The sequence below is a fragment of the Thiomicrospira sp. WB1 genome, assembly GCF_001507535.1.
Taxonomy (GTDB): domain Bacteria; phylum Pseudomonadota; class Gammaproteobacteria; order Thiomicrospirales; family Thiomicrospiraceae; genus Hydrogenovibrio.
The window spans coordinates 398,737-412,810 of record NZ_LQBN01000003.1; the positions used below are offsets into that span (position 1 = coordinate 398,737).

Consider the following 14,074-nt stretch of genomic DNA (forward strand, 5'->3'; position numbering starts at 1 on the left):
TGGACAGGGGATAAGGAGACCGAATGATCAATGAGGTCGAACAGAAGCGACTGGAGGAGTTGGAAGAGGCGTTTGAACTGTTTAATCAAACCTCGACTCAGCTGACCCGAGCATATGAGTCCCTGCAGCATGAAGTCATTGAGCTGAAGCAAAAGCTGGCCCAAAGCAACAAAGAAAAACACCGTGTGGGTGAACGACTGGATCAGCTGCTGGCTTTGTTGCCGGCCGCAGTTCTGGTGTTGGACGAGCAGGATCGTATCACCGATATGAACCCGGCAGCGGCTAAAATCCTCGGAAAAGACGCGATGGGGCGCCAGTGGTCGGTGGTGGTGCGCAATGCGTTTTTGACGCACAATGCAGCCAGTGAATTGATTACCCATGACCAGACCATCTATCAGCTGTCAGAAACATCACTGAACTTGTCTCAGACAGATCACAGCCTGAAGGGCAAAATTCTGCTGATCCAGGACGTGACCGATGCGCGAACCCTGCGGGACCACATCAGTCGCCATCAACGACTGAGCTCCATGGGTGAAATGGCTGCTTCCTTGGCGCACCAGATTCGCACGCCCCTGGCCTCGGCACTGCTGTATGTGTCGCAAATGTCGTCCAAAGCATTAAGCGAAGAAAAGCGGGACAAATTTACCAGTAAGACATTAAGCAGTCTGCGCCATCTGGAAGCGCTGGTTGAGGACATGCTGCAATACGCACGCGGCGGCAAAGCCAAAGACCAGCCAGTGGACGTGTCGCAGTTGTTGACGCAATTGGCGGCTTCTGTGGAGCCGAAAGTGTTTCAAACTCGCAGTGTGATCGCTTATGATGAGGTCAAGCCCGGATTGGTGGTCATGGGAGATCAGGACGCATTACTGACGGCCCTGCAGAATTTGGTCAGTAATTCGATTGATGTGGTGGGGGAGCACGCTGACATTCAGGTGCGCGTCACAACGTCTGAGCCGTTCCCCCAAGAAGATTCCAGTGTGAGCATCAGTGTCAAAGATCAAGGGCCAGGGTTGACCGAAACATTGCACGAAAAGATTTTTGAACCGTTTTTTACCAGCCGGGCCAAAGGAACAGGCCTGGGCTTGGCGGTGGTCCGTGCCGTCGCACAGGCACACGACGGGGATGTCTGGGTGCATTCGATTCCGGGCCAAGGCGCGGAATTCGGGTTGCGCCTGCCGCTGGCGGTGGAAAAGGAGCAGGCATGAGTATCGCTAAAATATTAGTGGTGGAAGACGACAAAGAGCTGCAGGAAGCACTGGTTGACACACTGGAGCTGAATGAGTTCGAAGTCGAGGCCGTGAGCTCGGCCGAAGATGCCCTGGTGGCGCTGGACGATGAAATTGCCATGGTGTTCAGTGACATTCGTATGGATGGCATGGACGGCTACGACCTGATGAAGCGGATCCGGGCGATCAAACCTTATTTGCCGGTGGTGCTGATGACGGCGTATGGCACGGTCGAACAGGCTGTGGACGCGATGAAAGCCGGTGCAGTGGATTACATTTTAAAACCTTTTGAGGCCGATGAGTTGGTGGACAAGGCCAAAGCCTATTTTTACCGCGATGCCTCCAGTGATGAAGACTTTGTGGTGGCCGACCCCGCCACGGTTAAGCTGAAGGCCATGGCCAAAAAGGTTGCCGAAAGCGAAGCCACCGTCATGATTACAGGCGAGAGCGGGACGGGCAAAGAAGTGCTGGCCCGCTACATTCATAATCAGTCGCCGCGTCGTCAGAAGCCGTTTGTCGCCATCAACTGCGCCGCCATTCCCGAAAACATGCTCGAAGCGACCCTGTTCGGTTATGAAAAAGGGGCGTTTACCGGGGCCATGAAAGCCATGCCCGGCAAGTTTGAACAGGCCCATGGCGGCACACTGTTTTTGGATGAAATCGGGGAAATGCGTGCCGATCTCCAGGCCAAGCTGTTGCGTGTGCTTCAGGAAAAAGAAGTCGAGCGTCTGGGCAGCACCAAAACCCAAAAATTGGACGTTCGGGTGCTGAGCGCCTCCAACATCGATATGAAAAAAGCCATTGAGAACGGCGATTTTCGGGAAGATTTGTTTTATCGTTTGAATGTGTTCCCGATGCGCCTGCCGCCCTTGCGTGAACGCCCGCGTGACATCGCAGCGATCACGGATCGTTTGTTGCAGCGTCATTGCGGTCGGCAGCGAGTTGAGCCCATGATCGCTGCGCCCGCAATGAAAGCACTGATCGAGTGCCCCTGGCCCGGAAATATCCGAGAGTTGGACAACGTGATTCAACGAGCGCTGGTGATGATGTCGGGCGATACCATCCATTCCGAAGATCTGATGTTCGACACGTCCGTCAGCGCTGAAGAAGAAAAGAGGGCACCACACGCCGCCGAGACGGACCATGACCCTATAGCGAGCACAACTGCCACACGGGACAATGAGCCCGATCGGGAAATTACCGATCTGAAAGAACGCGAAGCGCATATTATTTTAAAAACTCTGAAAGCCAACGACGGCCACCGTCAAAAAACCGCCGAGGCTTTAAATATCAGCCCGCGTACGTTACGCTATAAACTGGCCAAATTTAAAGAACAGGGCTTGGATGTGGTCTGATGTCGTCGGCATGCCTTTTTAACCAGGCCTGGTTAAAAAGGCTCTTGAGCGATCAGTGATGGCACTGAATTTGCTAGTAAAACGCAATCAAAAAGGGCGCTGCCAGGCCCCTGAAACGTTGGCTCAGGCTGGCTGAAACCAACAAACACAGGCCCTGTGTTTAGGGGCCTGACACGCTAACCGGGTTAAAAAAGGTAACGGATTAATGACAAATTCCGTCGACACGCAAAGCTTGATGTTGCAGATGCGCTCGCTCGCAGCCGAAGCCGCTTCACAGAACAAACCGACCCAGGTCGCGGCTGAGCCGACCAAGGGGATTGAAGCGGCGGAAAGTTTTTCCGATTTGATGAACCAGTCCATCAATGCGGTGGCGCGTGAAAGCAACAAATCCGGTGACATGAAAAAGGCGTTTGAACGCGGTGAGGACATTGAACTGACCGAAGTCATGTTGCAAGCTCAAAAAGCCAGTTTGTCATTTGAGGCCATGAAAGAAGTGCGCAATAAGCTGGTGGAAGCATACAAAGACATCAAGAACATGCCGATTTAATTGGCCATTTGGACTGAGCGGCCTCAAACCGGCAAGCTCATTGAATAACATGCCTGTTTTCGGCACATAATCGAGTCATCGGTTGGTGCTGATTGACTTGACTGAGAGACGAACAACTACATGGCAGAACAACCCACACTGGACCAAAGCGTTTCACCTGAAAAGAACACCAGTGCGTCCGCGTTGTTTCGAAATCTGACGTCTCTGCCGGTCGCCAAGCAGGTCAGTCTGGTCATTGCACTGGCTGCGACACTGGCGCTGGGGATCGGCATTGTCATGTGGTCACAGACCACAAATTACGCCCTTCTGTTTGCCAACATGGAACCCCAGGATCTGTCGGAAGTGATGCAGAACCTGGATGCTCAGCAAATTCCCTATGAAATCAATGAAGCCACAGGCGCCTTGATGGTGCCGGAAGACCGGGTGCACAAACTGCGTCTGAACCTGGCGGCCGAAGGCTACCCCAAACAAGCCCCGAGCGGCTACCAGATTCTCGACATCGACCAGGGCTTTGGCATTTCTCAATTTCGGGAAACCAAACGCTACCAGCGAGCGATTGAAGGGGAGTTGGCCAAGTCGGTTTCCAGCATCAATTCGGTTGAATCCGCCCGGGTTCTGATTGGTATGCCGCAAAAAACGGTGTTTGTGCGCAAGCAAAAGGAACCCACGGCGTCGGTGACGGTCAAGCTTCATTCCGGGCGCTCATTGAGTGATGAGCAGGTCAGCGCCATCGTGTACTTGGTCTCTTCCAGCGTGCCGAATATGAAACCGGACGGGGTGACGGTGGTCGATCAAAACGGCAACCTGCTTACCCAGGACGACAACTCGGGCATGATGAACGTCAGCCTGAAACAGCTTGAATACACACGTCAGGTCGAAAACACGCTGTCTGATCGGATTGTTCGGCTTCTGGCACCTGTGGCAGGTGGCCTGCATAAGGTTCGGGCACAAGTGACGGCCGAGTTGGACTTTACCCAGCAGGAACAAACCCGTGAGAATTATGAACCCGATCCGGATGCGGTGCGATCCGAGCAGGCCATTCGTGAAATCAACCGAGAGAATGGCCCGGCTGGTATTCCGGGTGCCTTAACCAACCAGCCACCTCGTGCGGGGATAGCGCCTGAGGAAGGCTATGATCCGGGGCAGGACCCCAACCTGAAAAATTCCAAGGAAAAAACCACCAAAAACTATGAGATTGACCGCACCGTCAGTCACATCAAAAATTCGGTGGGAAGCATTCGTCGTCTATCTGTGGCGGTGGTGATCGATGATAAGGTCACGGTCGCCGACAACGGCGACATCACGCGCACGCCCTACACGCAGGAAGAAATCGATCGCTATCGCTCGCTGGTGAGTGATGCCACAGGTCTTGATCCGGCGCGGGGCGACACGCTCAGCATTGTGAATGCGTCGTTTGTTGAAGAGAAAACCGACGATTATGAACCGCCACCGATCTGGGAAGAATCCTGGTTCTGGACGCTGGTCAAACAAGTTCTGGCCGGGCTGGCTGTGTTGATCATTATCTTTGGTGTCATCCGCCCGATGATCCGAGACCTGAGCAAGCATGAAGAGATCAAGCTGGAATACCCGGAAGATGTGGATGAAGAAGAGGAAGAACTGGAAAACGCCGAGGAAATCTCCAAAGCGCTTGAGCAGATGAACGAAGACGTCGAGCAGCAGGCGGAAGAGGACGATGAAACCTCAGAGCAGGACAAGGAAACGCTTGAGAAAGTCAAAGCGCTGGTGTCCGCCGATCCGAAGCTGGCGTCCCACATCATCAAACAATGGATGGCAAAAGACAAGAAGTAGCATATGGCCAAGAGTGAAATCGAAGAAATTCAGGGCGAAATGACCGGTTTGGAGAAAACCTCCATTCTGTTGCTGGCGCTGGGCAAAGAAACCGCTTCCAAGGTGTTGTCGCATTTGAATCCGCGTGAAGTGCAACAGATCGGGACCGCCATGACCGGGGTCTCGGAAGTGACACGCAACCAGATGCACGCGGTGCTGGATGGGTTTCTGAGTGAGCTGGGCGACGACGCGCTGGGCATTAATCCGACCGAGTATGCGCAATCCCTGATGGTGGATGCGTTGGGTGAAGGCGGCGGCGGCCTGATGGACGCGGCCATGCTTGGTGATCAGGTCAAAGGCTTGGAAGCGCTTAAATGGATGCACCCAGCGACCATTTCCAATATGCTGCGCAATGAGCACCCGCAGGTCGTGGCAATCGTCCTGTCGTATTTTGAACCCGATCTGGCGGCGGAAATTCTTGCCGGCATTCCGGAGCGCTTTCAGTCGGAAGTCATTTACCGGATTGCGACCTTGACCACCATTCAGCCGCGCGCCCTGTTCGATTTGAACGATGTGCTGGAACATGCCTCCAGTGATGGCGAAGGTGGCAAACTGGCCACCATCGGAGGGGAGAAGCGCGCGGCCGAAATCCTCAACATGGTTGGCGGCGGTGTTGATACCCGAGTGTTGGAAGACATTTCGGTTGAGCACGACGACATCGCCAAAGCGATTCAGGACAAAATGTTTGTCTTTGAGGACATCAGTGGTATTGAGCCGCGAGGCATTCAGACCATACTGGGTGAAGTGCCCAATGATGTGCTTAAAGTGGCCCTCAAAGGCGCGGACGATGACATGAAAGAGCTGTTCCTGTCTAATATGTCCAAACGTCAGGCCGAGATGCTGAAAGAGGAACTGGAAATGTCCGGTCCGGTCAAACTCAGCGACGTCGAAGACGCCCAGCGTACGATTGTTCAGACGGTGCGCCGTCTGGCCGACGAAGAGAAGGTTATGATGCCTGGCGGGGCCGAAGAATTTGTCTAAAGGAGGTCGCCCTTGGTTATGAACAAGCAAGGGGTGGACGTCACTCCGGAAAGCCCCAAGGATGAAAACCTGCCTGTTGCAACCGTATTGCCTGCGGAAGAAGTACCTGAACCTGACATCAAAGCCTGGCAGTTTACTGACTTTGAGCAGGAGGCGCAGCAACAGGCCAAAGAGCACAAAGTCGAAGTCACCCAGCAGTTGCGTCGGGAAATCGAGCCGCGGATCCGAAAGGAAACGCAGCTTCTGAAAAAAGAGGCGTATGATTCGGCCAAAAAAGAAGGCTACGACGCCGGGTTCGAACAAGGCCAGCAGGAAGGGCGTCAACAGGCGTTCGATCAGGCCAAACAGGAAGCCGATGCCGCTCTGGCACCCAAAGTTGAGTCGCTTTCGACTTTGCTGGAAACCATGGCCGCTCCGTATCAGTCGCTTTCGAATCAGGTCTTTGAAACCCTGGCTGATTTGTCCATTGAGCTTGCCTCGCGTCTCGTGGCGCTGGAAGTGGATCAACACCAGGCCTGGTTAAAACAGGCCATCGAAGAGGCGGTGGCTCAGCTCCCGGAAGACGATGCCCGCATTGAAGTTCATCTCAACCCCCAAGATTATGACACCGTGGCCGAGCAGGTTGACCTGAGCACTCGCAATTGGACCCTCAAATCGGTGGAGCGGATTGAGCCGGGCACTTGTGAAGTCAAGCAAAACAATTCCATTGTGGTCAATGATTGGCGTACGCGCCTTGAGCAACTGCTCGGTGATACCCAGGCGCTGGCAGCGCAACTGGCTGGCCACAAAAATTCTGAATCCGTCCAAGACGCCGCCTCCGAGGATCGGGGCGCATCATGAATGCCGATCACCTCAATCAAGCCCTCCTGAACAAAACAACCCAGCTGCGTGAACGTTTGCCTGACAAAAAGCCCTTGGCGATCCAGGGTAAGCTGGTGCGTATGGTCGGCATGACGCTGGAAGTAGTCGGCACTTATGCCCCGGTTGGCGCCCGCTGTCGTATACTGCCCAAAAATCAGGAACCGGTCGAAGCAGAAGTCATCGGGTTTTACAACGATAAGCTTTATCTGATGCCCATTGGCAAAGTACATGGCATTGAGCCCAATGCCACGGTGATGCCTCTGTCTGGCGGGGTGAAAGTGGGCGTGTCCAATGCCCTCTTAGGACGAGTGATCGATGGTGCAGGCAATGCTCTGGATGGCAAAGGGCCCGTGCACTATGATGAATATGTCTCGCTCAACGGTGAAAAAATCAACCCGTTGCACCGTGCGCCGATTGACACCCCTTTGGATGTGGGCATTAAGGCCATCAATGGATTGTTGACTTTGGGGCGCGGTCAGCGGGTTGGACTCTTGGCAGGCACAGGCGTGGGTAAAAGTGTGTTGCTGGGGATGATGACCCGCTTTACCGAAGCGGAAATCGTGGTGGTCGGTCTGGTCGGCGAACGAGGCCGGGAAGTGAACGATTTCGTGCGCAACAATCTGGGGGAAGAAGGGCTTGCTCGCTCGGTGGTGGTGGCCACCCCGGCAGATGACCCGCCATTGATGCGCTTGCATGGCGCCATGCTTGCCACATCCATTGCAGAGTATTTCCGTGATCAGGGCAAGAATGTTCTCTTGTTGATGGATTCTCTGACTCGTTTCGCTCAGGCCCAGCGAGAGATTGCGCTGGCCGTGGGCGAGCCGCCTGCAAGCAAAGGCTATCCGCCGTCGGTCTTTGCCAAGTTGCCGCAATTGGTGGAACGGGCGGGCAACGGCACTCGTGAGGCCGGGTCGATTACCGCCATCTATACCGTTTTGGCTGAGGGGGATGACCAAAATGATCCGGTGGTCGATTCGGCACGTGGCGTTTTGGATGGTCACATTCTGTTGTCCCGTCAAATTGCCGATGCGGGGCGCTACCCGGCGATTGATGTGGAATCTTCCATCAGTCGGGTCATGATTGATGTGGTGTCGGAAAAACAAACGCGTCTGGCGCGTCGCTTCAAACAGGTGTATGCCACCTACCAACAAAATCAGGACCTGATTAATGTGGGGGCGTATCGAAAAGGTTCCGATGCCAGCATTGATGAGGCGATCAATCGTTATCCGCGTTTGACTGAATTTTTGTCCCAGCCGATGAATCAGCCCTTTGATTTGGACAGCAGTCTTAAGGCACTGGAAAAAGCCGTCCGATGAGGACGGCAATGGACGCGTAAATGGCAAATGATCGCATTGAACGCATTCGCATGCTGGTTGAACTGGCAGAAAAAGAGCTTGAAACCGCCCAAAGCTATCTGGCCGCACAGGAACAGACCTATCATCAGCATAAAGAACAACTGGATTCCCTGACTGACTATCAGAAAGGCTATCTGGAAGCCTTGAGTCGCCCCTCGGACACCAACACCACACAAATTCATACCAATCAAGCGTTTTTGACCAAAGTCAACGAAGCCATTGTGACGCAGCGTCACCAAGTGGCGGCACTGGAAGATTCGCGCGAAGAAGCCCGTCAACACTGGATTCAAAAGCGAGCGCATCATCAAGCACTGAATCGACTGTTGGAAAAACTCGAAAAGAACGAAACCCGCCGCCTAGATAAACAGGAACAGAAAATGCTGGATGAATTGGCGTCGCAGGCGGGCAGTCGACGCCTCTTTTAGATCCTCCGCATTACTCATACCCCAGAAAAATCAATGAGTTTAAATGCTGCCCGGCCAAAGTTGGCTTGTATGTTGCTAAATCATTTCCACACAAGGGTTCTGCGTCGATTGGATTCACCCTCCAAACGGGCAGAAAAGCTAGAAAATCGCGTATGGAACTGACACGATGATGGAAAAAACAACGCTTAACAATCTGCTGGTCAGTGCTCAAGGAGCGGATAAAACCGATTCGCGGCAATCTTTGCCGAAAGGCGCATCCGGTTTTGCGGCTCTGATGAACCGTCTGGCAGAGACGTCTGATTTGGAGATGTCGGACATCAAAAAAGGGCAATGGTTGCAGGCGCTCAAAGGCGAAGCGTCTTTATCCGACATCGGGCTGGACAAAGAGGCCTTGTCTCAACTTGATTTAAACATGGATGAGTTGCTCAGTGATGACATGGCTCAAAATCTTCAAGCCGTGTTACAGCAGATCGAGCATAAAATGCCGGGTGTGTCGTTCAAAGAGGCGCTTTCCGAACTGGATTTGGATGCAGAAACGCGTGATTGGTTGACGTCGTTGAATGACACCTTAGCCCAGTTGAATCTACCAGGCCTGATGCCAGCCTCTCAGGAGGAGGTCGGGAGAACGCCCTCGTTAGAGAGCGAGACGCCAGAAGCCGCCATCGAAAAAGTGCTTGAAAAGCTTCAAGCGTTGTTGGAGAACACCTCTCAGCATGGCAAGGCGGATCCCAGTGCCAAAGATCACCCAATAGAAAATGATTCGAATGGGCAGCTCCGTTCACTAACGCAATCGCTTGAAAAGGCGATGGAAGCCATTGAACAAGTATTACAAAAGATTGAGGGGCAAAGCGCTGCGTCACCAAATAAAGGTGAAGGCGTTCAAGTTGATACAGAAAAGGCCAAACCTGGGATCGTGGCGTTGCAAAAACTGGCGGACAAACTGGAACAGCTGGCGCAGGTGGTGAAGTCGGCGCAATCCGGAGAAGCCAGTCAGGCCACAACAAGCAATGCATCGTCGGAAAAACCTTTGCAGGTTTTGGCAGAACGCCTGGCTGCCTTGACGGGCACGACGGACGGACGGAACTCAGCCGCTCAGTCGGCAGAGGCGCGAGGAACAAATGCCGAGCGTGACCGAGCCTCTAGCATTAATGGCGTTAACCCGAGTCAATTAAACTCAGACACCAAATTGAATGAAGAAGCGGCCAAACGTCGACAGGAAACGGAGGCCAAACCGACCTTTAAAGTCGATGGCCGTGACATGAAGGTGGAAACCACACGTTGGGCGGAAGCCAAAACCGAACTGAAGCAAGAGTTGCGCGCAGAGATGCAGCAAGCCGGTTCATCTGGTAGCGGTCAGAGCGGTGGCCAGTCAGGCCAAAATCATCAGTCCATGGCCCAGCAGCTGGCACAGCAGCAATGGCAGCAAAACCAGCAGCAGCGTCAGCTTGCTCAATGGCAACAGCAGGCCACCAAAATGGCGAATGAGGGGGCCGTGACGGAAGAGCAGAAAGCCGAACGCGTTGAAAAACTGTTGGGCAGCTTGGGTATGGACAGCAAAAACGGTCTGCCCGCTCAACTGCAGACTCTGTCACAGCCCAGCCGAAGCCCCAACTGGAGCCAGGCACTGGGTCATCGTGTTTTGTACATGGCCAACCATAAGCTGCAGGAAGCAAAAATTACGCTGAACCCCGAAAAACTGGGGTCCATTCAAGTGAAATTGAATGTGGACAAAGATCAAATGGTCCATGTGTCCATGGTCACACAACAGGGGACAACCCGGGAAGCCATTGAACAGGCGATGCCGAAGTTGAAAGAAATGCTTGAAAACGCTGGCATGAAATTTGGTTCGATGGATGTGGCGGATGAACGTCAGCCAGCCTCGGAAGGCAAAGCCGATCAGGAATCACCTGACCAGCATGGTTTGGCGCATTCATCCGGTGCAATGAGTGATGGCGTCGACGAGGATAATCCGGCCTCGGCGCAATCAATATTAGCCGCTTCCAATAATTTAGTAGACTATTACGCTTAACTTAGTAAAGGATCCTGCATGAGAATCGCAACGCAACTTTTGCCACTATTTGGATTGCTTGGTCTGGCAGCCCCAAGCTACGCGTCTTCGATTGCCGGTCTGCCGACCACGGGGGTCGTCCTGATTGCCCTGGGCGTTGGCGGCGTGGTCGCAGGTGCATTGGTTTATTTGCTGTGGTGCAATAAGTCAGGGGCCTGTGAGCAAAGTCAGTTGAATGCGGCTTTGAAAGAAAAATTGGACGCAGGCGATTATTCGCCCACGTTTCGAGCGGAAGGCACCGATCCCAAAGTCATTAAAACCTTGAACCGTTTGTTCGAACAGATGGACTCGGCCTTAAGCGAAAAAGCCTCTGAAGTGGAATCAGCCAATCAGCAGGCGTTGTCGCTACAGGAAGAGGTGGCTCAGTTGAATGATCGACTGACTGAACAGAGCAGCTTTTCAAATGAAGATGCCGCTTTGCCTGAGCCGTCTTACGGGTTTGATAACACCGAGCTGGTTTCGCTTTCTGAGCAGCTCTCTGGTGTGGTTGACCGCATGAGCCAGGGCACCGACGAAGGCATGTCCTCGGTCGAGAGTGTGATTTCAGAAGTGTCGGGCTTGACCGACGAGGTCACGCATGCCTCCAGTGTGATCAAAAAACTGGAAGAGGACAGCAGCAACATCGGCACCGTTCTGGTTTTGATTCGAGACATTGCCGAACAGACTAACTTGCTGGCTTTGAATGCGGCCATTGAAGCGGCGCGTGCCGGTGAGCATGGTCGTGGTTTTGCGGTGGTGGCGGATGAAGTTCGTGTACTGGCTGGCAAAACGCAACAGGCAACGACTGAAATTCAAACCATTATTGAAGAACTTCAGGGGCGTGCGCAGAACGCCGTGGAAGTGATGGAAAACGGACAGGAGCGCGTGGAGACGACTCAGAGCCAGGCGGGCAAAGTGAATGAGTTTTTGCATGATATTGAAGCCAATCTGGCAGAGTTGAAGTCCGCGCAAAAAGCGCTGTCTCAAGCGGTTGAACAGGCCTGAGCCCGCTCTGAAACAGGGATGGGTGCAAACCAAAACGTGTGGTAAAAAATAACAATAAGGTTCAATTATGAAAGCAATTATCGGCACAGTGGTGGTGTTCGGGTCCCTGTTAGGGGGCTATCTGCCACATGGCAGCATTGGCATTTTGATCCAGCCACTGGAAGTCTTGATCATTTGTGGCGGGGCGCTGGGTGCTTTCATTATTGCGAACCCAGGCTGGGTGGTGAAAAAAAGTTTTTCCAGCGCCTTTGGGCTGGTTAAGTCGCCCGGGTATGACAAAGACATGTACATGGAAATGATTGGCCTGATGTTTCGTCTGTTCAACAAAGCGCGTCGTGAAGGCCTAATGGCGATCGAGCAGGACGTTGAAGAGCCTGAAAACAGCGAGCTGTTTAACATGTTCCCCAAAATTGCCGCCGACCATCACATTGTTGACTTTATCTGTGATTACCTGCGTTTGATGATCAGTGGGGCCAGCAATCCATACCAGCTTGAAGATCTAATGATTGCCGAACTGGACGTGCATCACCACGAAGCCATGGCGCCCAGTGAAGCGATTGGTAAAGTGGCCGAAGCGCTACCGGGGTTTGGTATCGTGGCTGCGGTGCTGGGGATTATTGTGACCATGAGTTACCTGGACGCGGGGCCGCTGGAAATTGCCCATCACATGTCCGTGGCTTTGGTGGGCACCTTTTTGGGGATTCTGGTGGCTTACGGGGTTGTTGGGCCGATTTCGGCTGATCTTGGTAACCGAGCTCACGCGGAAAGTGCGTTTTATGGCGCGATTAAAGCCTGTTTGATGGCCAATCTAAATGGTTACCCGCCTCAAGTGGCGATGGAGTTCGGGCGCAAGTCGATCCCTGGTAAAGAACGTCCGAGCTTCCAGGAAGTGGACGAATACCTGCAAACGCAGAAATAATCGGTTGATCGAATAGGCCTAAGGATGCGCGCATGAGCGATGAACAATCCATCATCATAAAACGGGTTCAGAAATGCCCGCACGTCGCCCATGGTGGTGCGTGGAAAGTCGCGTTTGCCGATTTTATGACCGCGGCGATGGCGTTCTTCCTGATGCTGTGGATTCTGGGGGGCTCCAACCAAGAAGAAATGAAACGCATGGCGGAATTCTTCCGGGACCCCACGGTGATTGAGGCCTCCCCCAATGTGCTGGTCAAGTCGGAAGAGTCAGGCCGTTCCTCTGATTCCATGATTGACATGGGTGGGTTCAAAGACTCGCCCAAAGGCGATGGCGATAAAATTGAAGAAGAACGCAAGGAAATGGAACAGCTCAAGCAACAGATTGAGCAAAAAATTACAAACACACCGACGTTGCAGGACCTGAAAGAACAACTCAAACTTGATATCACGCCCAACGGTTTACAGGTACAGGTACTGGATGACCGCAAACGCCCGATGTTTGGAACCGGTGTGGATTTGCCCAAAGCCTATGCACAAAGATTGTTGCAGGAAGTGGGAAGCATTTTAGCGCAGACGGATAACCGTATCAGCATTGCCGGTCACACAGATTCCTCCGGTTATCAGGCTAATGCTGAGTACACCAACTGGGAATTGTCGGCCGATCGAGCGAATGCGGCCCGACGGATGCTGTTGCGTGGCGGCGTCGATTCTGACAGTATTGCACAAGTTGTGGGACTGGCCGATACCATCCCGTTTGATAAGGAAAACCCTTATAATCCCCGTAACCGGCGCATCAGTATCATCGTCCTCAATCAGCAGGCGGAAGAACGTCTCAAGAGTTTGAGTGATGCGCCGGGGATGGAAGATCTGTCAAAGCAGATGGTGAATCCTACAAATCAATAGATGAAAAAATTAAAAACAGAAGGGGCTTTGCATGGCTGAAGAAAATCAGGAAGAACAAAAATCCGCTGGCAAAGGGTTGATGATCGCGCTGATCGTGGTCATTTTGCTGTTGGTCATTGGCATCGGTGTGATGACGTTCCTGTTGCTCAGTGGTGGGGACAGTAAAGACAATGGCAATGGCCAGCAGGCTAACGCCCAGGAGCAGACCATTGATGATGGTGTGCCACGTGAATTTTCGCCAAAATTCAAGCAGTATGAACCACCTGAGCCAGGTGCACCGCCGCAGTATTTCGCCATGGAGCCGTTTGTGGTGAACTTTAAGGGTGAAGGTCAGGCAAAATACTTGGCCGTTACATTGAAGTTCATGTCTCATTACCCACAGCTGGTTCAGGACATGGAAAACTACCGACCTATCTTGCGTAATGACATCACTGCGTTATTGCGCAAGCAAACCTATAGTGAAATGAATTTGGACAATGGTCCGGATATTCTGCGAGAGCGTATTCTGACGAAAGCACGTGGCGTACTCGAGAAGCACGGAATCTATCCGGACATACTTGAAGATGTGTTCTTTGAACGCTTTGTCATGCAATAAGGACGACC

13 protein-coding genes are annotated in these 14,074 nt (G+C 53.0%); all 13 read left to right on the plus strand.

Features of this window, described 5'->3' with window-relative positions; translation table 11 throughout:
• The first annotated feature begins 23 nt into the window (after nucleotides 1-23).
• The 13 genes from AVO41_RS09005 (at nucleotide 24) to fliL (ending at nucleotide 14,066) form a co-directional block, all read left to right on the plus strand.
• Entirely contained in the window at nucleotides 24-1,205 is a 1,182-nt protein-coding gene (locus AVO41_RS09005; RefSeq protein ID WP_068585865.1) for a PAS domain-containing sensor histidine kinase, read from the plus strand.
• Entirely contained in the window at nucleotides 1,202-2,581 is a 1,380-nt protein-coding gene (locus AVO41_RS09010) for a sigma-54 dependent transcriptional regulator (RefSeq protein WP_068585868.1), read from the plus strand. Before AVO41_RS09005 ends, AVO41_RS09010 begins: the two co-directional genes overlap by 4 nt.
• A 205-nt stretch (nucleotides 2,582-2,786) precedes the next feature.
• Complete coding sequence (fliE, locus tag AVO41_RS09015) at nucleotides 2,787-3,128, plus strand: flagellar hook-basal body complex protein FliE (protein WP_068585872.1); 342 nt, start codon at nucleotides 2,787-2,789, stop codon at nucleotides 3,126-3,128.
• 120 nt (nucleotides 3,129-3,248) lie between these two features.
• Nucleotides 3,249-4,937 carry a flagellar basal-body MS-ring/collar protein FliF gene (fliF, locus tag AVO41_RS09020; RefSeq protein WP_068585875.1) on the plus strand — a complete coding sequence of 563 codons (1,689 nt, stop codon included), beginning with the start codon at nucleotides 3,249-3,251 and terminating at the stop codon, nucleotides 4,935-4,937.
• A 3-nt stretch (nucleotides 4,938-4,940) separates the two neighbouring features.
• Entirely contained in the window at nucleotides 4,941-5,957 is a 1,017-nt protein-coding gene (fliG, locus tag AVO41_RS09025; RefSeq protein WP_068585877.1) for a flagellar motor switch protein FliG, read from the plus strand.
• A gap of 18 nt (nucleotides 5,958-5,975) precedes the next feature.
• A complete protein-coding gene (locus AVO41_RS09030) occupies nucleotides 5,976-6,797 on the plus strand; it encodes a FliH/SctL family protein (protein WP_068585881.1) in 822 nt (273 codons plus the stop codon).
• The gene (fliI, locus tag AVO41_RS09035; protein ID WP_068585882.1) at nucleotides 6,794-8,134 is read left to right on the plus strand and encodes a flagellar protein export ATPase FliI; all 1,341 of its coding nucleotides are present in this window, start codon (nucleotides 6,794-6,796) and stop codon (nucleotides 8,132-8,134) included. The genes AVO41_RS09030 and fliI overlap by 4 nt, the downstream gene beginning before the upstream one ends.
• Before the next feature lie 20 nt (nucleotides 8,135-8,154).
• Nucleotides 8,155-8,598: a flagellar export protein FliJ gene (gene fliJ / locus AVO41_RS09040; protein WP_068585885.1), complete on the plus strand. Its 444-nt coding sequence runs from the start codon at nucleotides 8,155-8,157 to the stop codon at nucleotides 8,596-8,598.
• A 166-nt stretch (nucleotides 8,599-8,764) separates the two neighbouring features.
• Nucleotides 8,765-10,627, plus strand: a complete 1,863-nt coding sequence (locus tag AVO41_RS09045) for a flagellar hook-length control protein FliK (protein ID WP_068585887.1) — start codon at nucleotides 8,765-8,767, stop codon at nucleotides 10,625-10,627.
• Between the two features lie 18 nt (nucleotides 10,628-10,645).
• On the plus strand, nucleotides 10,646-11,650 hold the full coding sequence (locus AVO41_RS10925) for a methyl-accepting chemotaxis protein (protein WP_068585890.1): 1,005 nt from the start codon (nucleotides 10,646-10,648) through the stop codon (nucleotides 11,648-11,650).
• A gap of 67 nt (nucleotides 11,651-11,717) precedes the next feature.
• On the plus strand, nucleotides 11,718-12,569 hold the full coding sequence (motA, locus tag AVO41_RS09055) for a flagellar motor stator protein MotA (RefSeq protein ID WP_068585893.1): 852 nt from the start codon (nucleotides 11,718-11,720) through the stop codon (nucleotides 12,567-12,569).
• Nucleotides 12,570-12,601: 32 nt separating this feature from the next.
• Nucleotides 12,602-13,471 (plus strand): flagellar motor protein MotB, encoded by an 870-nt coding sequence (motB, locus tag AVO41_RS09060; RefSeq protein WP_068585896.1) that lies wholly within the window; start codon nucleotides 12,602-12,604, stop codon nucleotides 13,469-13,471.
• A gap of 31 nt (nucleotides 13,472-13,502) precedes the next feature.
• A complete protein-coding gene (gene fliL, locus AVO41_RS09065; protein WP_068585898.1) occupies nucleotides 13,503-14,066 on the plus strand; it encodes a flagellar basal body-associated protein FliL in 564 nt (187 codons plus the stop codon).
• The last annotated feature ends 8 nt before the right edge of the window (nucleotides 14,067-14,074 follow it).

What these genes read in the sequence shown, in the direction of transcription:
- fliI (WP_068585882.1), top strand. Translation starts at nt 6,794, where the DNA reads ATGAATGCCGATCACCTCAATCAAGCCCTCCTGAACAAAACAACCCAG.
- fliF (WP_068585875.1), top strand. Translation starts at nt 3,249, where the DNA reads ATGGCAGAACAACCCACACTGGACCAAAGCGTTTCACCTGAAAAGAAC.
- motA (WP_068585893.1), top strand. Translation starts at nt 11,718, where the DNA reads ATGAAAGCAATTATCGGCACAGTGGTGGTGTTCGGGTCCCTGTTAGGG.
- fliL (WP_068585898.1), top strand. Translation starts at nt 13,503, where the DNA reads ATGGCTGAAGAAAATCAGGAAGAACAAAAATCCGCTGGCAAAGGGTTG.
- AVO41_RS09005 (WP_068585865.1), top strand. Translation starts at nt 24, where the DNA reads ATGATCAATGAGGTCGAACAGAAGCGACTGGAGGAGTTGGAAGAGGCG.
- fliG (WP_068585877.1), top strand. Translation starts at nt 4,941, where the DNA reads ATGGCCAAGAGTGAAATCGAAGAAATTCAGGGCGAAATGACCGGTTTG.
- fliJ (WP_068585885.1), top strand. Translation starts at nt 8,155, where the DNA reads ATGGCAAATGATCGCATTGAACGCATTCGCATGCTGGTTGAACTGGCA.
- AVO41_RS09045 (WP_068585887.1), top strand. Translation starts at nt 8,765, where the DNA reads ATGATGGAAAAAACAACGCTTAACAATCTGCTGGTCAGTGCTCAAGGA.
- motB (WP_068585896.1), top strand. Translation starts at nt 12,602, where the DNA reads ATGAGCGATGAACAATCCATCATCATAAAACGGGTTCAGAAATGCCCG.
- AVO41_RS09010 (WP_068585868.1), top strand. Translation starts at nt 1,202, where the DNA reads ATGAGTATCGCTAAAATATTAGTGGTGGAAGACGACAAAGAGCTGCAG.
- AVO41_RS10925 (WP_068585890.1), top strand. Translation starts at nt 10,646, where the DNA reads ATGAGAATCGCAACGCAACTTTTGCCACTATTTGGATTGCTTGGTCTG.
- fliE (WP_068585872.1), top strand. Translation starts at nt 2,787, where the DNA reads ATGACAAATTCCGTCGACACGCAAAGCTTGATGTTGCAGATGCGCTCG.
- AVO41_RS09030 (WP_068585881.1), top strand. Translation starts at nt 5,976, where the DNA reads ATGAACAAGCAAGGGGTGGACGTCACTCCGGAAAGCCCCAAGGATGAA.